Origin of the sequence: Pseudoflavonifractor sp. An85 (genome assembly GCF_002161235.1) — a bacterium.
GTDB lineage: Bacteria > Bacillota > Clostridia > Oscillospirales > Oscillospiraceae > Enterenecus.
Window position 1 is genome coordinate 43,338 of record NZ_NFHE01000018.1, and the last position, 19,271, is coordinate 62,608.

20 protein-coding genes and 3 tRNA genes are annotated in these 19,271 nt (G+C 56.0%); 11 read left to right on the forward strand and 12 right to left on the reverse strand.

All coding sequences use genetic code 11. The features are described from left to right. Window positions 1-35: 35 nt before the first annotated feature. From B5G37_RS09510 to B5G37_RS09520, 3 genes are all read right to left on the reverse strand, one after another. Window positions 36-1,169, reverse strand: a complete 1,134-nt coding sequence (locus B5G37_RS09510; protein WP_087256843.1) for a D-alanyl-D-alanine carboxypeptidase family protein — start codon at window positions 1,167-1,169, stop codon at window positions 36-38. 205 nt (window positions 1,170-1,374) lie between these two features. Continuing rightward, complete coding sequence (tnpA, locus tag B5G37_RS09515; protein WP_087256845.1) at window positions 1,375-1,842, reverse strand: IS200/IS605 family transposase; 468 nt, start codon at window positions 1,840-1,842, stop codon at window positions 1,375-1,377. A 171-nt stretch (window positions 1,843-2,013) separates the two neighbouring features. After that, window positions 2,014-2,100: transfer RNA gene (locus tag B5G37_RS09520), tRNA-Leu, on the reverse strand. A 138-nt stretch (window positions 2,101-2,238) separates the two neighbouring features. Between B5G37_RS09520 and B5G37_RS09525 the strand changes: the two genes are divergently transcribed. Then, a tRNA-Leu gene (locus B5G37_RS09525) sits at window positions 2,239-2,324 on the forward strand. Between the two features lie 188 nt (window positions 2,325-2,512). Here the strand turns inward: B5G37_RS09525 and B5G37_RS15765 are convergent. Together B5G37_RS15765 and B5G37_RS09535 are read right to left on the reverse strand one after the other, a co-directional pair. Continuing rightward, window positions 2,513-3,907: a tyrosine-type recombinase/integrase gene (locus B5G37_RS15765; RefSeq protein ID WP_087256848.1), complete on the reverse strand. Its 1,395-nt coding sequence runs from the start codon at window positions 3,905-3,907 to the stop codon at window positions 2,513-2,515. A gap of 125 nt (window positions 3,908-4,032) precedes the next feature. Then, complete coding sequence (locus tag B5G37_RS09535) at window positions 4,033-4,638, reverse strand: helix-turn-helix transcriptional regulator (RefSeq protein ID WP_087256850.1); 606 nt, start codon at window positions 4,636-4,638, stop codon at window positions 4,033-4,035. A 137-nt stretch (window positions 4,639-4,775) separates the two neighbouring features. Between B5G37_RS09535 and B5G37_RS09540 the strand changes: the two genes are divergently transcribed. The 10 genes from B5G37_RS09540 (at window position 4,776) to B5G37_RS09585 (ending at window position 10,865) form a co-directional block, all read left to right on the forward strand. Further along, a complete protein-coding gene (locus tag B5G37_RS09540) occupies window positions 4,776-5,030 on the forward strand; it encodes a helix-turn-helix transcriptional regulator (RefSeq protein WP_158099388.1) in 255 nt (84 codons plus the stop codon). Between the two features lie 39 nt (window positions 5,031-5,069). Further along, window positions 5,070-5,315 carry a DNA-binding protein gene (locus tag B5G37_RS09545; RefSeq protein WP_143482911.1) on the forward strand — a complete coding sequence of 82 codons (246 nt, stop codon included), beginning with the start codon at window positions 5,070-5,072 and terminating at the stop codon, window positions 5,313-5,315. Beyond that, window positions 5,312-5,533 (forward strand): hypothetical protein, encoded by a 222-nt coding sequence (locus B5G37_RS09550; RefSeq protein WP_087256856.1) that lies wholly within the window; start codon window positions 5,312-5,314, stop codon window positions 5,531-5,533. The genes B5G37_RS09545 and B5G37_RS09550 overlap by 4 nt, the downstream gene beginning before the upstream one ends. A 65-nt stretch (window positions 5,534-5,598) precedes the next feature. Then, window positions 5,599-5,817: a hypothetical protein gene (locus B5G37_RS09555; protein WP_087256858.1), complete on the forward strand. Its 219-nt coding sequence runs from the start codon at window positions 5,599-5,601 to the stop codon at window positions 5,815-5,817. A gap of 73 nt (window positions 5,818-5,890) precedes the next feature. Then, window positions 5,891-6,352, forward strand: coding sequence for a hypothetical protein (locus B5G37_RS09560; protein ID WP_087256860.1), 462 nt, complete (start codon window positions 5,891-5,893; stop codon window positions 6,350-6,352). Between the two features lie 16 nt (window positions 6,353-6,368). Beyond that, entirely contained in the window at window positions 6,369-7,136 is a 768-nt protein-coding gene (locus B5G37_RS09565; protein WP_087256862.1) for a hypothetical protein, read from the forward strand. Between the two features lie 143 nt (window positions 7,137-7,279). Next, on the forward strand, window positions 7,280-7,561 hold the full coding sequence (locus B5G37_RS09570; RefSeq protein ID WP_087256865.1) for a cysteine-rich KTR domain-containing protein: 282 nt from the start codon (window positions 7,280-7,282) through the stop codon (window positions 7,559-7,561). A gap of 411 nt (window positions 7,562-7,972) precedes the next feature. Further along, window positions 7,973-9,721: an HK97 family phage prohead protease gene (locus B5G37_RS09575; RefSeq protein ID WP_087256868.1), complete on the forward strand. Its 1,749-nt coding sequence runs from the start codon at window positions 7,973-7,975 to the stop codon at window positions 9,719-9,721. Window positions 9,722-10,242: 521 nt separating this feature from the next. Then, window positions 10,243-10,329 (forward strand) — tRNA-Leu (locus B5G37_RS09580). Between the two features lie 206 nt (window positions 10,330-10,535). Next, window positions 10,536-10,865, forward strand: coding sequence for a DUF6465 family protein (locus tag B5G37_RS09585; RefSeq protein ID WP_087256870.1), 330 nt, complete (start codon window positions 10,536-10,538; stop codon window positions 10,863-10,865). 160 nt (window positions 10,866-11,025) lie between these two features. On the opposite strand, the gene B5G37_RS09590 is transcribed toward B5G37_RS09585, so the two are convergent. From B5G37_RS09590 to metA, 7 genes are all read right to left on the reverse strand, one after another. Next, complete coding sequence (locus B5G37_RS09590; RefSeq protein WP_087256872.1) at window positions 11,026-12,390, reverse strand: aldehyde dehydrogenase; 1,365 nt, start codon at window positions 12,388-12,390, stop codon at window positions 11,026-11,028. 13 nt (window positions 12,391-12,403) lie between these two features. Then, window positions 12,404-13,501, reverse strand: coding sequence for a flagellin lysine-N-methylase (gene fliB / locus B5G37_RS09595; RefSeq protein ID WP_087256874.1), 1,098 nt, complete (start codon window positions 13,499-13,501; stop codon window positions 12,404-12,406). Window positions 13,502-13,603: 102 nt separating this feature from the next. Continuing rightward, window positions 13,604-15,133, reverse strand: a complete 1,530-nt coding sequence (locus B5G37_RS09600) for a PepSY domain-containing protein (RefSeq protein WP_158099389.1) — start codon at window positions 15,131-15,133, stop codon at window positions 13,604-13,606. Then, window positions 15,130-15,702, reverse strand: a complete 573-nt coding sequence (locus tag B5G37_RS09605; protein WP_087256878.1) for a sigma-70 family RNA polymerase sigma factor — start codon at window positions 15,700-15,702, stop codon at window positions 15,130-15,132. The genes B5G37_RS09600 and B5G37_RS09605 overlap by 4 nt, the downstream gene beginning before the upstream one ends. 57 nt (window positions 15,703-15,759) lie before the next feature. Further along, window positions 15,760-17,346, reverse strand: coding sequence for an FAD-dependent protein (locus B5G37_RS09610; RefSeq protein WP_087256881.1), 1,587 nt, complete (start codon window positions 17,344-17,346; stop codon window positions 15,760-15,762). 1 nt (window position 17,347) lies between these two features. Next, entirely contained in the window at window positions 17,348-18,010 is a 663-nt protein-coding gene (locus B5G37_RS09615) for an HD domain-containing protein (RefSeq protein WP_087256883.1), read from the reverse strand. Continuing rightward, window positions 18,000-18,926, reverse strand: a complete 927-nt coding sequence (metA, locus tag B5G37_RS09620) for a homoserine O-succinyltransferase (protein ID WP_087256885.1) — start codon at window positions 18,924-18,926, stop codon at window positions 18,000-18,002. Before metA ends, B5G37_RS09615 begins: the two co-directional genes overlap by 11 nt. Between the last annotated feature and the right edge of the window lie 345 nt (window positions 18,927-19,271).

Genomic DNA, 19,271 nt, shown 5'->3' on the forward strand with positions numbered 1-19,271 from the left:
GTAGGGGGCAAATCCCTACGCCGTCTTTTTATAGATTATGTGGGCAGAAATAGCAGGGTATCCAGCAGCTGGCGGAAGATACCCCAGGTGGTCAGCCTTGCCACTCCGTGGGAGGCCACCAGATCCACCCGTTGGTGCTCGTTGCCGTCCAAATAGACTACCATCTCTCCCAGCTTCTGTCCCTCTTCCACGGGGGCGGAAATTTGCTGGGGCAAATGGATTTGGGTGGTGATGGACGCGCTCTGGCTCTGCTGGGTGAGGATGGTGCAATCGTGAGCCAACTCCGGTTGTACGGTACTCTGCTCACCCAGGAGCACGGAGACGGGGGGAAGTACATCGTCGGGATATACTTGGGTCAGGGCGTAGTTGGCAAAGCCGTAGTTGAGCAGAGCGGCGGCACTGTCAAAACGGTCGGTGGGGGTGGCTGCGTGCATGACTACAGCGATGAGCTCCATATCGTCCCGTTCTGCCGTGGCAGACAGACAGTAGAGGGCGGCATCGGTGGAGCCGGTTTTCAGCCCTGTGGCGCCGGGGTAGGAGTAGATGAGCCGGTTGGTGTTGGTCAGCTGGAATTGACCGTCCCGAAGGGTGTCCATCCAGATGGTGGTGTACTCCCGCAGCTGGGGATGGTTTAGAATCAGCTCCCGGCTCATCAAGGCGATGTCATAGGCGGAGGAGACATGCCCTTCGGCAGGAAGTCCCGTGCAATTATAAAAGACGGTGGACTCCATGCCCAACTCTTTGGCCCGTTCATTCATCCGCTGGACAAAGGCGCTCTCACTGCCTGCGATGGCCTCGGCCAAGGCCACCGCGCAGTCGTTGGCAGAGGCCACCGCCACAGCTTTGACCATCTCGCTGACCGTGAGTTGCTCCCCCTCTTTCAGCCAGATCTGGGACCCGCCCATGGAGCAGGCGTAGGGGGAGGCGGTAATCACGTCGTCCCAGGAAAGGGAGCCGGCGTCAATGGCCTCCATTACCAGCAGCAGGGTCATGATCTTGGTGACCGATGCCGGCTCATAGACAGCGTGGGAATCCTGCTCGAAGAGGATTTCTCCGGTGCTTTTCTCCATGAGAATGGCCGAGGGGGCGGTGATGTCCACCTGGGCAGCCTGGGCGTGGGTGGGCAACAGACACAGCAGTACCAGAGACAGGGCAAGTACGGCTTTCATGGTAACAATCCCTCATTTCCTGTATGGTAAGACCAACCTATGAGGAAAGGAAAGAGAGTATGCGGAAATCATAACCACTAGTAAGCTAGTGGTTTGCTCAGCCCCTAGAAGGGTCATTACTTGCTGACCCCTCTAAGGGGTACTGAGAATTTGCCATCGCATCACAATTACAGGCAGCCACTAGAAGTGGCTGTTTGTTTTTGCCTTATGTATTCCTTTCACCCGTAAACGGGTCTACAAACTCTTTCAGTGAAATCTGATCCTTTGTATAGTCCTCCTCAAGCTGATTTCTGATGTAGTTTGCAATTAACCTCTCGTTCTTTCCTACTGTATCTACGAAATATCCCCTCGCCCAGAAATTTCTGCTTCCATACCGATATTTCAGATTTGCATGTCTGTCAAAAATCATGAGTGCACTCTTACTCTTGAGGGTCCCTACAAATTGTGATATACTCATGTGTGGCGGTATACTTACAAGCATATGAATGTGATCTACACAGGCTTCTGCCTCAATGATTTCTGCCTTCATTTCTTTGCACAGCTTACGAAATATCTCCCCAATATCTTTTCGTAGCTCTTTGTAAATCACTTTCCTCCGATATTCAGTTGCAAATACAATGTGATATTCACACCGATAGCTGGAGTGTGCTGTATGCTTTACCTCGTTCTTCATTGTTGAAAACCTCCATGATACTCATTCGTGATGCGGTCGGCAAACCGTCACCAGAGTATCATGGAGGTTTTGTTTTACCAAGGTTTTTTATCTCCCTGGTAGAACCAGGGGTTTTAATTTCGCCAAAAGGCATTCAAAACAAAAAAAGACACGCTTTTCAGCGTGTCTTTTTGGTGCGCGAGGCGGGAGTCGAACCCGCACGCCCTTGCGAGCACTGGCACCTGAAGCCAGCGAGTCTACCAATTCCACCACTCGCGCAAGCGGTGTATCGCTCGTAGCGACAAGAGATATATTACCATGGACTTTTTAGTTTGTCAACAGATAATTTTGAGAAACGCCAATTTTTTTGTGTTGACAAATCTTGTGGCCTGCGCTATAATAAACAAGCTTGGTTATGCGGATGTGCTGGAACTGGTAGACTGGCTAGCTTGAGGTGCTAGTGGCCCACGGCCGTACGGGTTCGAGTCCCGTCATCCGCACCACATGAAAAATCCCGGAAGTCGTTGCGCTGCAACGGTTCCGGGATTTCGTTTTTTCGCCCACCCCTCCATTTGGTCGTTGTTTGGTCGTTACGCCCTCAAAAACGGCCCAATGTGTCCAACTTGGACACAAGAAAGAGCGGGGCAGCGGTCGTTATTTGACCAGCTGCACCCGCTCCCAGGTGGTGATATTATGCGCTGCCTCTGGCCTTGCGCTGCCCGCCAAAGTCCAGGGCGGCAGCTACGGCCTCCCCTGCCTTGGCCTGGGCCTCTGCAAAGGTGTGGGCGTAGATGTTGAGGGTGGTAGTAACCTGGGAGTGTCCCAGGGATGCGGACACGGTGCGCACGTCTGCGCCGCTGCTGATCAGCAAAGAGGCGTTGAGGTGTCGGAACTGGTGAACGCCTAGAAACCGCTGCCCGGTGTCCTGGCAAAAGCCTTGCAGCCAGTGATAGGGAGTGTTGGGGTGCATTGGCTCCCCAAAGGCGTTGACAAAGAGCCGCTGGGTGTCGTGCCACTGATCGCCCAGCATAAGCCGTTCTTGGGCCTGTGCGGCCCGGTGCTTGCGCAGCACATCAAAGACCACGGCGGGCAGCTTTAGGGTGCGCTGGCTCTGCACGGTCTTGGTGGTGTCGGTGAATGTCCCCCGCTCCTTCAGGTACTGGCTGGTACGCCGTATGCGTACCATGCAGTTTTCAAAATCCAGGTCTGGCCACTCCAGGCCCAGCAGCTCCCCACGGCGAAAACCACCGTAGATAGCCAGGACGAAGAAAGCCCGGTATTTGGTGGGGGCGTTGTCCAGGCTCTCCAGGAAGATTTGGGCCTCCTCCAGGGTGTAGCACTCTTTCTCTGTGCGCTCTGTGGGCGGCAAGGTCACATTCTGGGCGGGGTTATGCTGTATCATCCCCATGCGCACGGCGTACCCCAGCACAGAGGACACAAAGCCGTGATAGTTGCGTATGGTCTTGGGTGACAGGGTTACTTTTGCCGCTGCTGTCTCAAAGAGGGCGGCATAGTCCATGCCAAGGGCCTGGGCCAGCTTCTTGGCAGAGGGCATAGAGACGGATTCACCCCGGCAAGCACTGGAGACCGTGGAGCGGCTGAGGCCCGCTCGGGTGGCTAAATCCTTCTGTAATATCTCCCGCTCCCCCAGAAGGGCAACCAGATCAACCTTGGAGCGGGCGTGGCTCTCCCGCTGGCTGATACCCGGTTTGCCCAGGTCGTTGATGAAGGATTGAATGTGGCGGGGGGTTAGCTTGTCCAGCCGGATGTGACCCAGGGCGGCATAGGTGCGCTCCTCCATCTGATGGAGGCGGGCCACGCTGCGGGGCCGTAGGTTCGGCTCTGCGTACTCCTCAAACCACCCCTTGCAGAAGGTTTCAAATTTGACCGCACCGCCCCAGCCCTGCCCGGAGCATTGCTCCTGGAATAGAACCGCCTGGCGTTGCAGTTCCTTTTCAATCTGTTTGGGGGTCATGCCCGGAGCGGGTTTCCAGGTGGTGGAGCGGGTGACTTGTTTTCCCTTGGCATCATAGCCGCAATAGGCCCGGATGCGGTAGGTGTCTCCTCGTTTTGTGATGGTGGGCATGGTTTTACTCCTTCCCTTTCCCGGCCCTGTGTGGTACAATAGAGAGGCAAACAGGGCCTATATTAGCGTGTGGGGCTGTTGCGTTACCCGTCCCGGTGTTGGTAGCACCGGGGCGGTTTTTTATGCTAAAGTAGTCCATCTTGAACATTGCGCATAGCAATTAAAACGCTTTTAATATTCTGAATCCTTATTTGATATTTACCGGGAAGGGCATCAAAAATTACGTTTAGTATCTCTGATTCAGAATTGTCATGTTCGTATAACTTGCGAGCAATAAAAAACTCTACCTCGGAAGGGTTTATTTCCTCAATTTTGCCGAATAGAAAGCCCTTTCGTTCTGCGTCACTAATCGTTCGCAAATGCTCGCATAATTCATTTGTGAATTTCTGGTTCTCATTGACCCAAAAAGGAGGGTTATACGGGGATTTGACATCATCGTTTACAAATTTTTTGGGGTAGAGAGAAACGAGAGAATCATGAAGCCAATCCTCACCAGGACTGTTCGGTGTTTCCTCAAAAGAGCTGATGATGTTATCAAGTAGAATATCAGCACTGATCTGATATAGTTCACATAATTCTTTTAGTATATCATTGGATATTCGATTTTTCCCACGCTCGAAGTTACTAACAGCCTGTGGAGTAACTTTCAAATAATTAGCTACATCTGCTTGCGTAAGGCCCTTAGCCAAACGAGCAGCTTTAATTCTTTTTCCTATTTCTTCCTTGCTCATATAGTCCACCCCTTTAGTTGTAATTATTGCACAGTAAATTCATTAAGTCAACAAATTATTGATATATGCTTGACACTCAATGAAATGTTGAGTATAATAGCGTCAACTCAATGAAATGTTTAGTCGGAGGGATTAGTATGACAGCACGAACTGAGATAGTTCCCAATGGGGCACTGATAGCCAGGACACGGATTCTTGCGGGGATGAACAAGAGCGATATGGCCCGCAAGGCCGGAGTACCACATTCCTCTATCATTCGTGCCGAACAGGGGCGTGGAGTTAGCCCCAAGACGGCCTTGGGCATCAGCAAGGCCTTGGGAATGGCCTTTGATGACCTGTTTACCATCAAAACCCCTGACGGAGCGGGAGAGGACAGCGGGCAAGCAAAATAATTGTGTCCAACTTGGACACATCACAGAGGAGGTAACACAATGGCAGCATTACCAAGGATGCGAAACGCCGAAGGCGTGATTGCAGAGCTGAAAGCCCAAGACCCGGGGACGAAGATCACGCTGAACTTCATCCGGGGCCTGATACGCAGCGGGGAAATTCCCGTTGTCCAGGCCGGAGTGCAGAAGCTGGTGAACCTGGATTTGGTCTTTGACTACCTGGCAAACCAGGGAACGGCCCAGCCCATCCGCTACAAGCCCCTGCCCGGGGAGAGGCCCAGGGTATGAGGGCGGCGGTATGTGAGAGTGCCGCCCTGGCCCTGCTGTTGGGCCTGGCGGTATGTGCGGAGGGCATAGCGGCCCTGCCTGGTGGCTGGTGGATGTTGTGCGGGGGCCTTGCCCTGGCGTGGCTGCTGGGCAAGCTGGCACACTGTGAGATACCCTATCATGCCCGGAAGGGCAAAAAGAAAACCGCCCCGGTGCTGCAACACCAGAGCGGCGGATAAGAAACCCACCCGTTGAAAAGTAGATTTCACGCCCCTATTTTACCGGGGCAGAAGGAGAATGTCAAATGAAAAAACAAGTTGTTAATACCCAGGAAACCCAGGCGTGTGTCCTGGTGGAAGATGTGCCCGGCTTGGTCATGAAGGACGGGAAGCCCCACAAGGAGGTGGGCGGCGTGCTGCTACCTGTCAAGGGTGTGCTGCGCTGCCAGGGCGGCGGGTATATCCCCGTCCTGGATGTGAACTGGATGGAGGACAAGCCCAAGCAGACCCAGGCAGCGGGCTAACGACAACACGGAATAGGGCGCAGGGTGGGGGCGTGGCCCCTGGCCCTGCGCTCTGTCACAAGGAGGGGCATATATGCCGAGAACAAGAGAAGCGCAGCAACGCTATAACATAAAGCTGTCATACAAGAAACTTGTGGCCCTGTTGGAAACAAACTTCCCAGACGGGGTCTGTGTGATTACCCTGGACTACTGGCGGGAATATCCGGCACCTGGGGAGAAGCTGGCAACAGAACAGCATAGGGCATGGCACAGGATGTTAAAAGGAATGGCAGGGGGAAAACTGGCTCACATTCACGCAATGGGGAGGAATGAACAGGGAGACGGCTACCCCATTCACAGGGTAATAACGGCCCTCCAAGAGGATTTTGCGGAATTTGCTGCGGACTACTGGGACTATGGAAACACACAGGTGGAGACTGTGCCAAGGGAGGGACTGGAGGCCCTGGCGGGGCTGATTATGCAGGATGCATTGGAGCGGGGGTGTGTGCGGGAATTTGGAAAGCATACATGGGATTCCTCTGGCCTAGTGAGGTAGGGAAAGGTATGGAAGAATGGCAAAACGGAAAAAGACCATCATTGCGGGCAGTATCGTAAAGACAATCCTATACACGGCCCCGGAGCCGAGAGACGGGGAGCGGGCCAGGGCTGAAAAGTCCCGTATGACCAGCGCAGCCCAAAAGGCCATGAATGACAAGACCGCCCGGGGGCGGCTGGAAATGCTGCTGGCGGCAAACTTCGAGGGGCAAGACCTCTTTGTTACCCTGACCTATCGGGACGCAGACCTTCCAGCAAAACGGGCCGATGCCGTCCAGAATGTGCGCAAGTTCATCAAGCAGCTGCGGGCCTACCGCAAGCCAAGAGACCAGGAATTAAAGTATGTGTATACCACCGAGGGTAAGCACGGGGAAGGACGGCTGCACCACCACCTGGTGATCAACGCCACGGAGCGGGACATTGAGACCATCCGCAGCCTGTGGCCCTATGGGGACATGGTAGACCTGGAATATGTGGGGGCCAGAGATTATGAGGAGCTGGCCCGATACATGACCAAGGAGAGCGTGGAGGGCCGCCCGGTGGGTGCCCAGATGTGGACACGTAGCCGCAACCTGGAGAAGCCCATAGTGGAGACGTGCTTTGTGTCAGACGATACGGCCCTGGCTGCACCCACGGACTGCACCGTGCTGGAGCGGGAAGAACGTATGACAGAGTACGGCAGTTATAGCTACATAAAGTACCGGATGCCGCCCTGGAGGCGGCAGCAAGTCCGCAGCCAGAGGGCGGGCATGGAGGACAAGCCGGGGCCTCTATATCTGACTTGAAGCAGTATATATCTTTAGGACAGGGGATGTAGAAAGAGGCCACGGCACATTGAAAGCACCACCCGCACCGGGTACACTGGTAGCAGAGGCGAACGCTGCGCCCGTGCGGGCGTGCGAGGGAAATACAACCAGGAGGACAAGCCATGAACAGATTGCCGGAAGAGTTAACCTGTCACGCCGTGGCGGGAATTGTGTGGGTGATGTGCCCGGTGTGCAAACGGGGGAAGCTGATGAAGCTGAACGGGGAAACCCAGGCCAAGGCCCTGACCCTGTATTGCCGCAAATGCCGCCACGAGAGCCTTGTGGACATTGAACCACGGGGCAAGGATGGGCACGGTTTCCCACGGGTCAAGCTGGTAAAAACCGCCCGAAACTGGGCCATTTCCGGGGCAGTTTCGGGGCAAAACCCAGCGGTAGAGGCGTAAAAACACAGTGTTTTTTCGCTGTTTCAAAGGCACATTGCGGGGCAAGATGCAGCTGGGCCTTGCGTGCGTGCGTATGCGCACAGCAAGTCTACGACTTGCCACCCCCCCCCATACCGGGCAGGGCTACCCCCTGCCTGGAGGACCGATGGGGTGGAGGTAAATTACAGCGAGCGTGATACGGGAGGGGGGTGTGGTTCGCCCAGGGCGGGCCATTCCCGGAGAAAACCGGGGAAAATTGTGTCCAAGTTGGACACAACCCAGAAAACCCATTCGGTTCCCGGAAAACCAAAAGCGTAAACCGCCCACGGGCGTTTTACATAGATCACAAGTGCGCTTTCCCCGCTTCATCCGGGAGGATGCAGCGGGCCGGGAGGGTCTGAGAGCGCACCAAAAGCAAAAGTAGGTGATTGGATGAACCAAAATGCAGAATATCGCTCTGGCAGCTGGGAAGCGGGCCAGGACGGAACTATACACGGGTATGCCGTAGTCTTTGACAGCCGGACGGTGTTGTACAAAGACCCGGAAACCGGGCTGGAATACGGGGAAGTCATTGACAGGCACGCCCTGGACGGGGCTGATATGTCCGATGTGGTACTTCGATTTGACCACCAGGGCCACGCCCTGGCCCGCACCCGTGGCGGCTCCCTGCGGCTGTCTGTGGATGCCCACGGGCTGCGGGTGGATGCCGATATGACCCTATCAGACGAGGCCCGCAGCTTCTACCAGGAGGTCAAGAACGGGCTGATTGACAAGATGTCTTTTGCTTTTACGGTGGCCCCGGAGGGGGACGGCTGGGACAGTACCACCCGCACCCGTACCGTGAAGCACATTGCCCGTCTGTTTGACGTGAGCCTTGTCACCTGGCCCGCCTATGAGCAGACCCAGGTGAGCGCACGCAGCCGCTTTGAGGCCCTGGCAGAGCCGGAGCGGGTGGAATTCCGGCGTGCTGAGTGCCGGGCCATTTGGGCCGATGTAGAGCGGCGCATGGGGGCCTATGTGGAGCCGGACGAAGGGCCGGAGGATTACCCTACCTGGGAGCAAGAACAGCGCAGAGCCGCCACCTGGTTCAGCAAGCCAAGCCCTTTCGGGCCTATCCGTAGGGAAATGCTGGAGTTACGCAGACAGTGGGCCTCTGATGCGGGCAGTGATGTCCAGGCGGCAAACCAGATGTTTGCACAGTTTACGGCCCTGGAAACCCAGTTCAAACAGGCCGCAGAGAAACGGGCCGCAATCCTGCGGGAAGTTTCAGCGGGCGGCGGTCGTGTCATTCGTACTTTTGAAGAATTTGACGATTCAAGGAGGAAAAACAACGTGGAAGAGATGAATATTCGTACCCTTTACGACAACTATATGGAGAAGCGGGCAGCGGGCAGCACCAGCACCATGAGCAACGTCATTCCCAGCACTGTCCTGGACAGCTATGTGCTGGAGAAGGCCCCTGGGGCATTCCTGATGGATGCATCTGTGACCAACATTGCCCACGCTGGCAACCTGACCATTCCCGTGGCAGGGCTGCAAGTGGTGGAGAAGCACACCGAGAACCAGGAAATCACCAACGGCGGGTTTGTGCCGGGAAAGCTGACCATTACCCACTCCGAGTATGCCTATAACACCGGCTATTCCCAGGTGGGTATGAGCGTGTCCGCTGCGTCCTTTGAGGCCATTGTGCAGCAGACCCTTCTGGGTTCCATGGCAAAGAAGATGGACGGGGTGTGCCTGGATGCCGTGGCGGGCCTGTCTTATTCGGACGATACCACCGCCGTGAACGTGGCAGACACCGCCCCCACCTTTGCTGAACTGGTGAAGCTGGCGGGGATGCTGGGTGCTGACTACATCGAGGGGGCCAAGTGGTATATGGCACCTTCCACCTATTTCACCTGGATGCTGGGCATGGTGGACGGGAACAAGAAGCCCATTCTTGACCCCTCCAAGCCCATTGAGCAGCAGGCCCCCCTGGGCTATGGTATTCGCCTGGATGCCCAGATTCCCGCCAACGTGGTTTACTTCGGTAACGGGCAGCGGGTACACCTGAACTACGCAGCGGCTCCCAGCCTGGTCATGTGGACGAACAACGAGACCAACACCGAAATGGCGGGTGTGCGTGCCGTTGCGGGTGCTGCGGCTGAGGTCGGCTCTTTCGTGAAGATGTACAAGGGCTGATTTTATAGCAGAAAGCCGGGGCGTGAGGCCCCGGTTTTTTGCTGCCCTTCTGGTCGTTGGTTGGTCGTTATTTGGTCGTTATTTTGGTCAGAGGCCATTTCAAGAGGACGCAGAAAAGCGGAGAGAAACCCAGGAAAAACACGCAATAACAGGGTGTATATTGCACAAAGAAAGGGAGGAAGAGACAAACTCCCATTTTCGAGTCCCGTCATCCGCACCAAAACAAAAGCACCTGCTTTCGCAGGTGCTTTTGTTTTGGGAGACTAGGCTCATGCCAATACTCGGCGGAGGTCAATTCCGCTTGTGCCAAGGTTTTCGCCCCTGGTGAAAACACTTGTGCGGCGCATAAGCGCCGCCCCACCGTGTGGGGCCCATATCCTACTGGCATCTATGCTGTTGGAATGACACAAAACAATGTGCAGAGAGGTCTTTGGAAAAATCCAAAAGAAATTGAAAAAAGTGTTGACAACGGTCGTATGCTATGGTATTATCATATTCGCTGCTGAGGCAGTTAACCACTTGCGCGAGTGGTGGAATTGGTAGACTCGCTGGCTTCAGGTGCCAGTGCTCGCAAGGGCGTGCGGGTTCGACTCCCGCCTCGCGCACCAAAAGGACACGCAGAAATGCGTGTCCTTTTTTCTTTGGTGAATACTTCCTAATTGTGGAATAAAAGCATGTTGGCTCCTGTTCAAAAGGGAAGAAATGGGGTCAATGCCTTGAAAAGAGTGGGGTAACGGAGTAGAATAGAGCAGGATTTGCAAAAGCGAATCGGGTACATTCCCTTGGTAATGATGGAGGAAAGGAGGAAATCGAGATGGCGAGAGGAACTGCAGCCCAGAAGAAGACTGTGGCTAAGACCGTGGCTGAGCCCAAGGTCGTGGAGGCTCCCGTGGAGAAGAAGGTTGAGGAGCAGCCCGTGAAGAAGGCCACTCGTACTACCACCAAGAAGGTGGAGCTGGCTTACGTTCAGTTTGCTGGCAAGGAGTGGGATATGGCTGAGATTGTGAAGAAGGCTAAGGAAGATTACCTGGCTCAGGGCAACAAGGCCACTTCCATGAAGAAGTTCTGTGTCTATGTCAAGCCCGAAGAGGGCGTGGCCTACTACGTAGTCAACGACACCGAGACCGGCAGCGTGGAGCTGTAAGACTCAGAGAAAAATGGGCCTGTTGCAAAATACAGTTTTCAGACTAAAACAAAAATTTTGTGCGCTAAAAAAGTTATCGGGAACCATTAAGACAACGGTTCTCGATAACTTTTTCTTTGACCTGATTTTTTAAAATTCTATTTAGCAACAGGCCCATTTTTTATTTTACAAATTTCTTCAGCCACTGGAGTTTGGATGGGGTATAAGGGTGGTAGCGCAGAGGCACGTCCATGCGTTGGCCACCCACCAAAACACTTTTATAATGGGTGAAGGTGTCAAAACTGGCTTTGCCGTGATAGGAGCCCATGCCGCTGTTGCCTACCCCGCCGAAGGGCAGGTGCGGGGTGGCCAAGTGGAGAATAGTGTCATTGAAACAGCCACCCCCAAAGGACAGGCGACTGGTCACCAGATTCTGTATCTCACGACTGCGGGAGAAAAGGTACAAAGCCAGGGGTTTCTCCCGACCAGATACAAAGTCCACCATATCCTGCGGGGTGGAGTAGGTGAGAATGGGGAGAACAGGGCCGAATATCTCCTCCTGCATCACTGGGGACTGGGAATCTACCTGGTCCAGTAGGGTGGGGGCAATTTTGCCGTCTCGGGCTCGTCCGCCGCAGAGGATGGTCTGGCCTTCCAGTAGGCCCAGAAGACGCTGATAATGCTTTTCGTTGATGATTTTTCCATACTCGGGGTTGGACAGAGGGTCGCTGCCCAGGGCGGCATCCAGTGCCTGTTTGAGGTGCTCCACCAGCGGCGCTTTCACCGACTCCTGCACCAGCACATAGTCGGGGGCGACGCAGGTCTGTCCGGCGTTGAGGAATTTGCCAAACACGATGCGCTTGGCCGCCAGAGACAGGTCGGCGGTTTCATCCACAATGCAGGGGCTCTTTCCGCCCAGCTCCAGGGTGACGGGGATGAGGTTTTGGGCGGCGCGGCGCATGACCTCCTTGCCCACCGTTACCCCGCCAGTGAAGAAAATATAGTCTACCCGCTGGTCCAGCAAGGCAGTGTTCTCTGCGCGGCCTCCTTCTACCACTGTGATATACTGAGGCTCGAAAGCGGTGGCAAGGAGCCGGGAAAGCACCTTGGAGGTGGCGGGAGCGTAGGCGGAGGGCTTGAGAATGACGCAGTTTCCTGCGGCGATGGCCCCCAGCACCGGTGTCATGGACAGCATGAAGGGATAGTTCCAAGGCGACATCACCAGCACCACCCCGTAGGGCTGAGGGTAACGGTAGCTTTTGGATGGGAAAAGGTTCATAGGAGTGCGCACCTTACGAGGCTTGGCCCATTGGCGCAGATGGGCACGCAGATAGCGCAGCTCCTCCAACACCTGGCCGATCTCACAAAAATAGCTCTCGTAGGGGTGCTTGCCCAAATCGGTCTGGAGGGCGGCTTCGATGTCCGGCTGCATGGCCAGGATGGTGCGCCGCAGACGGTCCAGGGCATCCAGACGGGCGGACACCGGCAGGGTGGCCCCGGTGCGGAAGTAGGCGTGCTGATTGGAAACGAGGGTGGAAATGTCCATGGGAGAACTCCTTTTATGAATTGGGGAAGGGGATGGATGTGGGAGAAAGGGTGGCACAGGTCTCCATGGCCAGTTCCAGATTTTCCTCCATGTGCTCCACCTCTCGGCTGAACACACAGCAGATGGTAATTTCCTGCGCCTGGGCCAGGGTGTGGCTTTGCGCCCATTCCACCAAGAACAGATGGTAGAGGAGCACTGTACTGGCTGCAAAAAAAGCCGTCCTTGGATAGAGTTGGTCATCGTTGACGGTTTTATGCCAGTGGCGGAAGAGAAGATACGCTGCCACGTTGGTCAGGTGCTGCTGCCACTGGGGGAACTGGGCTTCGAAGTCACGGCACAGAACCTGGTATTCCTCCTGGGACAATACCTCCAGTCTCTGGCAGCACTGCACCAGCCGCTGGGGCCAGCTGGTGCGCAGAGGTTCCAGGGAGACAAAGAACCGGCACAGACTTTGGGTAAAGGTTTTGCAGTCAGAAGGGGAACTGACGCAGGGGACAGCGTCCACACCGGCCATGGCGGAATACTCCTGGGCGTCTATGCGGTTTTGTAAGGAGTGTGCCATGTGTAGGATACCCTGCAAACGGTCCCATAGAGTATAACGGCGCTGGGACATCATGTCCAGTGCCTTTTTTCTGGAAATCTCCAGCCCAAGCATCAATTCCGGTGGAATATCGGGGAAGGGCAGGTCAGGGTGGCCATCGTCTTTCTCTTCTACTTCAAAGGCAGAGGCAGTCAGTAGCAATCGGGCCACCTCCGGGCAAGACAGAGCCAGGGAGGCTTCGGTGAGGTGGCCGTACTCCTCGATGAAGCGGGGGTAGGCGGCGCAGTGTCCGCACAGATGGGATTCTCCCCATTCCTTCTGGATGGCGCACAGACCGTCTTCGGTGAGCATGGTACACATGCCGTGCTCGTCCAGGCGGAAGCAAGTGTCTCCGTCCTCGTCGATGGTGAGGCTGGACTGGAGCCGCTGGGCCAGAGAGGGAGGCGCAGACTGGTAGTCCGCAATAGTCTCTGGGTCCAGCACGATGTCCCAATCCCGACAGCAGGTGTCGGGACAGGCGCCGCCCAAACAGCGAAAACTGGAATAGTAACTGGGTTGACGATGGATCACGGTGATCCCTCCTTTGGGTGTCAGTATAGCCAAAAGGCCGGGAAAAAGCAAGGACCTGTCACAGGGGGCACCCTGTGACAGGTCCTTGTAGGTTGTGATGCATCAGTCGTCTCGCTCGGACTCAAATTTTAATACGGTGCCAGAGGTGGCATCAATTTCGTACTCGTATTCCATTCCGTTGTAGTGGAAGGAGATCTCATAGCGGACCGCGCCGTCGTCTCTGTCCAGCTCATTTTCCAGACGAGTAATCTGGGAGGCGTCCACCCCTGCGTGGGCACAGGCCTTTTGCAGGGCAGCGTCATAGCCGATATACGTCCCGCTGGAATTACTACTCTGGTTTTGATTGCCGGAGTTGCCGGAGTTATTCGTGTTGCCGGAGGCGGTGCGGTGGGCATAGTGATCGCAGGTGTCCTGCTCGAACTTTGCCACATCTCCGGTGGTGGCATTGATCTCGTAGTCGTACTCCACACCGTTGCAGCAGAACTCAATGTCGTAGTATGCCACACCGTCGTCCTCGTCCAGCTTCACGGTGAGGGACTGGGCGGCGCTCTGGTCCACCTTGGCGTGGGACAGAGCGGCGGTGGTGGCGGCGGATTCACCGATGAAGGAGGTGGCGTTGGTGCTGGTTCCGGTGTTGGAAGAACTGGTGTGCCAGGTGTGGTCGCAGGGCTCCTTCTCGTATTTTACCACGCTGCCGTCTGTGGCGTTGATGTCATACTCATACTCGGTGCCTCCGGAGCAAAAGTCCAGCTCGTACACCATGACGCCCTTGGACCAGCCAAACTCGGTGCTCAGACCCTGGACATCGCCGGTTGCAATGCCGGCGTGATCGCAGGCGGCCTTCAAAGCGGCGTCCTGGCCGATGTAGGCCTGGTCGCTGGTGGAACCGGTCTGGGACACGCCGGAGGTGGACAGGTTGCGGGAGGAGGCGATGAGGGAAATCTCGCTCATGGACAGGGGAGCCAGAGACTCAAAGGTGAGGGTACTGTCCTGGGCGATGACCTCTTGGATGAGGCTGGCCTTTCCCGCAGAGATGTTGTACTGCTGGGCCAGTTGGGCCAGGTTGTCGTCCACGTTCACGGATTGGGTGAGGATGGCCCCGGACTGGAAGGCACCCGAGATGGTGTTGGTCAGTTCGGTTTCCAGCTGTGTGGCGCGGGCCTGGTCAGTGTTCTCCACCGAGACGAGGATGGCGTTTTCCAACTCATCCAGATAGCCCTTTTGCAGGCAGGCGCCGATGATGGCGTTGACGGCGGTCTCCAGATTGGTGCCTTCCAGCTCCATGCCGCCCATAATCTCTTTGGCGTCGTCGTTAAGGGCGGTGGCGGTGGTCACGGTCTCTTTGGCGTTGACAGCCAGAGCGATGCTGGGATTGATGTCCAAGGTCACCACGGCATCGGTGGCCTTGGCCTGTTGGAATTGGGAGATGCCGAACACGCTGCCCACCACGATGGCCAGAGCAGCAGCGACGGACACGGGAGCCAACCAGCGGCGCTTTTTATTGTTGTTTGTCATAGAAATCACAGTTCCTTTCTGTTCCTTGCAGGCGGAAAGGATGGCATCCAATTGATCGGGGGCGGCGTGTTGCGCGGCCTTTTCGATGCGCTGGTGAATTTCTTCGTGGGTCATCATTGGTCTGCCTCCTTCCATGCGGCATTAAGCTTTTTGATGGAGCGATGGTATTTGGAAAGAACTGTGGGTAAAGGCAGGGACAACAGATGTGCGATCTCCCGGTGCTTCAGCCCGGTCAGGGCGTGGAGGGTGACAATTTGCCGCTCCTGGTCGTCCAACAGGGAGAGCAGGGAATCCAGGGTCAGCAGGTCCTCCTGATCCACCATGGGGTTGTGGGAGAGCTGCGCTAAGTGAGAATCCTCCAGGGGGAGGTTGCGCCCCACCTCTCGCAGGCGGGAATTGGCTAGGTTGCGGGTGATGGTCATCACCCAGGCCATGGGCTTGCCTTGGCTGCGATAGCTGGAGGCGTTGCGGTAGACTTGAATAAAAGTGTCTTGGGTGATGTCCTCTGCATTGTCCACGTCTTTCAAGATGGAGAGAGCAAAACCGTATACCGCGGCTTTGGTGGCTTCGTAGAAGCTGGCCAGGGCTTCTTGGTCGCCTTGGGTCATGCGTAAGATGAGATCATCCAACTGTTGGCTGTTGTGCCCGGAGCGCGCGTCGGGCATTGCCATGGTGAATAAAATCATGGTTTCACTCCTGTTCATCTATATAACGTGGGAGGGCAGAGGAATATTGCAAGCGCCTCAAATATTTTTTTGAATTATTTTTTCCGCCACCTTGATGCCGTCCACGGCGGCGGAGGTGATGCCACCGGCATACCCGGCCCCTTCTCCGCAAGGGTAGATACCCTTGACGGAAACGGACTGGTAATCCTCGCCCCGCAGGATACGCACGGGAGAGGAGGAGCGGGTCTCCACACCGGTGAGAACCGCATCAGGGGTGGAAAAGCCTTTGAGCTTTCGGTCAAACACAGGGAGAGCCTGACGCAGGGTGTCCAGCACGTAGTCGGGCAACACTCCGTCCAGGCTGCCCCACACCACCCCGGGACGATAAGAGGGGAGGATGGAGGCGGGGCCGTGGGAGGGCTGTCCGGTCAGGAAATCTCCCACGGTCTGGGCGGGAGCCATGGGATTGTCGCCGCCATAGGCCCAGGCGGCCTGTTCCCACTGCTCCTGGAAGCGGACTCCCGCCAGGGGATCGTCTCCGGGGAAGTCCTCGGGGCCGACACCCACCAGGAAGCCGCCGTTGATGTTCTCCTGGTCTCGGGCTCGGAGAGACATGCCGTTGGTGACTACTTGCCCGTCCTGGCTGGCGGAGGCTACCACCTGTCCGCCGGGGCACACGCAGAAGGTGAAGGCAGAGCGGCCGTTGGGTAAGTGACAGGACAGCTTGTAGTCGGCCGCAGGAAGCTTGTCCCAGCTGGGGCCGAATTGCGCCTTGCTCACCGCCTCCTGCTTGTGCTCAATGCGTACGCCGATGGCGAAGTTTTTCCGATCCATGGCCAGTCCACACCCTTGCAGCATGGCAAAGGTGTCCCGGGCGGAGTGGCCGGGGGCCAGGACCAGAGTGTCACAGGAAAGGGGATAGGTTTCGCTATCGTGGGACACCTCTACCCCGTGAAGCTGATCGTCCGAAATCTGTAGCCCGGTGAGCTGGTGGTCGAAGCGCACCTCAGCGCCCAGGGCAAGCAGCTCCTCTCGCATGGACTTGACCACCAGGCGGAGAATGTCGGTGCCGATGTGGGGCTTGTGGGACCACTGAATATCCTCGGGGGCTCCGTGTTCCACAAAGGTGCGGAACACGTGGGCGATGCGGGGGTCGTTGATGCCGGTGGTGAGCTTGCCGTCGGAGAAGGTACCGGCGCCACCCTCGCCGAACTGCACGTTGGAGCGGGGGTTGAGTTGCCCGGTGGTCCAATAGGTCTCCACGTCTTGGGCGCGCTGGTCTACGTCAGCGCCTCGCTCCAGCACGATGGGCTTCAGCCCTGCCCGGGCCAGGGTGAGGGCAGCAAACAGTCCGGCGGGGCCGGTACCCACCACCACGGGAGGAAGCTGGGAAGAGCGGGCCAGAGCAGGCAACACATAGGGCTGCTCGTTCCACTGAGAAACCCCTTTGAGGTTTCGGCGGAGGATGGCCTCTTCGTGTGCCACCTTCACCCGCACGGAGCACACCATGTGTACATCCTGCTTCTTGCGGGCGTCGATGGACTGGCGGGTGAGGGTCACCTGGGACAGATCCTTCACCGACACCCCCAGGTGCTTGGCCAGCTTTTTATATAAGGTTGTCTGGTCTGCCTCCACGGGCAGACGGAGATTGGTGACATGCAGCATATTACAACACCTTTGAACCGTTGATGACCAACTGGAATTTGAGGGAGAAGAACTCGGCGGCCTTGCGGCACAGGAGCATGCGGGAGAGGAAGATCTCAAAGTAATCCATCACAGCGCAGATCTCCGTGTCGATGGTAATGGACAACGTCAGAGTTTTGGCCTGGGTGTCCAGGGTGAGGTCGGATTCTTCCACGGCGTAATTGACCCGGTCGTGAATGTCGAAGTTGATGGTGTCTTGATTGCGTACCCGGCTGCGGCGCACGTCGCTCTTGTCTGCCAGAATGAGGGCCGCAGCCACGGCGTTGACGGGATAGGCGGTGTGCTCGTCGTGGTTGCCAATAGCAGTGATGACCACTGCCACGTCTGCGGGCTCCATGCCCATCTTGTCCAGAATGCGGAAGGCCATGACAGCGCCGCTCTGGGCGTGGTCCACCCGGTTGATGACGTTGCCGATGTCGTGCATGAAACCGGCGATTTTGGCCAGCTCGATGTGGCGCGCATCGTATCCCAAATCCTCCAGCAGCCCGGCGGCGGTCATGGCGCACTTGGTGACGTGGGCGAAAGAGTGCTCGGTGTAGCCCAGGGCCACCAGAGAGGCGTCTGCCTGGGTGATGTAGGTGCGGATCTCAGGGTTGTTGCGCACCGCTTCAAAATCAATCTTCATTGGAAATCTCCCTTAAATCGTATGGGGTGGTCTGGTAGACGTAGTAGTTGAGCCAGTTGGTGTACAGCAGTTGCCCGGCAGAACGCCAGTTGACGATGGGGGCCTGGGTGGGATCGTCCTGGGGGAAGTAGTGGGCGGGAACAGCAATGTCCAGACCACGATCCACATCCCGGAAGTATTCCCGGGCCAGGGTATCCTCGTCGTACTCGGGGTGAGCGAAAATGAAGAAGCGGCGGTTGTCCATGCTCTTCACCCCGAATACCCCGGCCTCATCCGAGACAGCCAGCAGCTCCAACTCGGGAATAGCCTGGATGTCTTGGAGGCTGACTTCGGTATACCGGGAGTGGGGGGCATAGAAGCGATCGTCAAAGCCCCGGAAGAGGGGAGACTGCTTGCGTACAATCTCGTGCTGGTAGATGCCAAACAGCTTGTGGGGCAGGGTGTGCTTTTGAATATGGTAGTGGTAGTATAAGCCCGCCTGGGCGCCCCAGCAGATATGGAAGGTAGAGTGGACGTGAGTTCGGGTCCACTCCATGATCTGGCACAGCTCCTCCCAGTAGTCCACCGCCTCGAAGTCCAGATTCTCTACGGGAGCACCGGTGATGATCATACCGTCATAGCGGTTGTTGCGAATCCGATCAAAGGTGGTATAGAAGGAATCCAAATGATGGCTGTCAGTATTCTGGGAGACATGACTGCTGGTCTTGAGTAGCTGTACGTTGATCTGCAGGGGGGTATTGGATAGCTTGCGCAGCAGTTGGGTCTCGGTGACGATCTTGGTGGGCATCAAATTCAGGATCAGTAGATTCAGAGGGCGGATATCCTGGTGAAGGGCACGGTGCTCGGTCATCACAAAGATATTCTCGCTCTCCAATACACTGGTAGCAGGTAAGGAGTCAGGAATACGAATGGGCATAGGGATACCTCTCTTACATTATATAGTAGAATTACGATACCACAGGACAGGGGGAAAATCAAACGATAAAAAACTTGAAAAAAGGTGTTGACAAATGAGTGATCAGCTGGTATATTATCTAAACGTGCCCCGGACGAAACGAAATACCGACAAACAACTTCGAAAAAAGTTGAAAAAGGTATTGACAAGTTGGGTCCCGAGTGGTACAATAAAAACCTGCTGATGAAGCGGTTTGTACCTTGTAAATTAAACAATGAGAAACACGAAAAGCACCAGAAGGACACGAGTCCTTCAGGAAACTGGTAACACAGTGAAATGAAGGGTCTCATCAATTCATATCTTTGA

Coding starts and splice junctions, on each gene's coding strand:
- B5G37_RS09510 (WP_087256843.1), bottom strand. CDS start 1,169: ATGAAAGCCGTACTTGCCCTGTCTCTGGTACTGCTGTGTCTGTTGCCC.
- tnpA (WP_087256845.1), bottom strand. CDS start 1,842: ATGAAGAACGAGGTAAAGCATACAGCACACTCCAGCTATCGGTGTGAA.
- B5G37_RS15765 (WP_087256848.1), bottom strand. CDS start 3,907: ATGCCCACCATCACAAAACGAGGAGACACCTACCGCATCCGGGCCTAT.
- B5G37_RS09535 (WP_087256850.1), bottom strand. CDS start 4,638: ATGAGCAAGGAAGAAATAGGAAAAAGAATTAAAGCTGCTCGTTTGGCT.
- B5G37_RS09540 (WP_158099388.1), top strand. CDS start 4,776: ATGACAGCACGAACTGAGATAGTTCCCAATGGGGCACTGATAGCCAGG.
- B5G37_RS09545 (WP_143482911.1), top strand. CDS start 5,070: ATGGCAGCATTACCAAGGATGCGAAACGCCGAAGGCGTGATTGCAGAG.
- B5G37_RS09550 (WP_087256856.1), top strand. CDS start 5,312: ATGAGGGCGGCGGTATGTGAGAGTGCCGCCCTGGCCCTGCTGTTGGGC.
- B5G37_RS09555 (WP_087256858.1), top strand. CDS start 5,599: ATGAAAAAACAAGTTGTTAATACCCAGGAAACCCAGGCGTGTGTCCTG.
- B5G37_RS09560 (WP_087256860.1), top strand. CDS start 5,891: ATGCCGAGAACAAGAGAAGCGCAGCAACGCTATAACATAAAGCTGTCA.
- B5G37_RS09565 (WP_087256862.1), top strand. CDS start 6,369: ATGGCAAAACGGAAAAAGACCATCATTGCGGGCAGTATCGTAAAGACA.
- B5G37_RS09570 (WP_087256865.1), top strand. CDS start 7,280: ATGAACAGATTGCCGGAAGAGTTAACCTGTCACGCCGTGGCGGGAATT.
- B5G37_RS09575 (WP_087256868.1), top strand. CDS start 7,973: ATGAACCAAAATGCAGAATATCGCTCTGGCAGCTGGGAAGCGGGCCAG.
- B5G37_RS09585 (WP_087256870.1), top strand. CDS start 10,536: ATGGCGAGAGGAACTGCAGCCCAGAAGAAGACTGTGGCTAAGACCGTG.
- B5G37_RS09590 (WP_087256872.1), bottom strand. CDS start 12,390: ATGGACATTTCCACCCTCGTTTCCAATCAGCACGCCTACTTCCGCACC.
- B5G37_RS09600 (WP_158099389.1), bottom strand. CDS start 15,133: ATGATGACCCACGAAGAAATTCACCAGCGCATCGAAAAGGCCGCGCAA.
- B5G37_RS09605 (WP_087256878.1), bottom strand. CDS start 15,702: ATGATTTTATTCACCATGGCAATGCCCGACGCGCGCTCCGGGCACAAC.
- B5G37_RS09610 (WP_087256881.1), bottom strand. CDS start 17,346: ATGCTGCATGTCACCAATCTCCGTCTGCCCGTGGAGGCAGACCAGACA.
- B5G37_RS09615 (WP_087256883.1), bottom strand. CDS start 18,010: ATGAAGATTGATTTTGAAGCGGTGCGCAACAACCCTGAGATCCGCACC.
- metA (WP_087256885.1), bottom strand. CDS start 18,926: ATGCCCATTCGTATTCCTGACTCCTTACCTGCTACCAGTGTATTGGAG.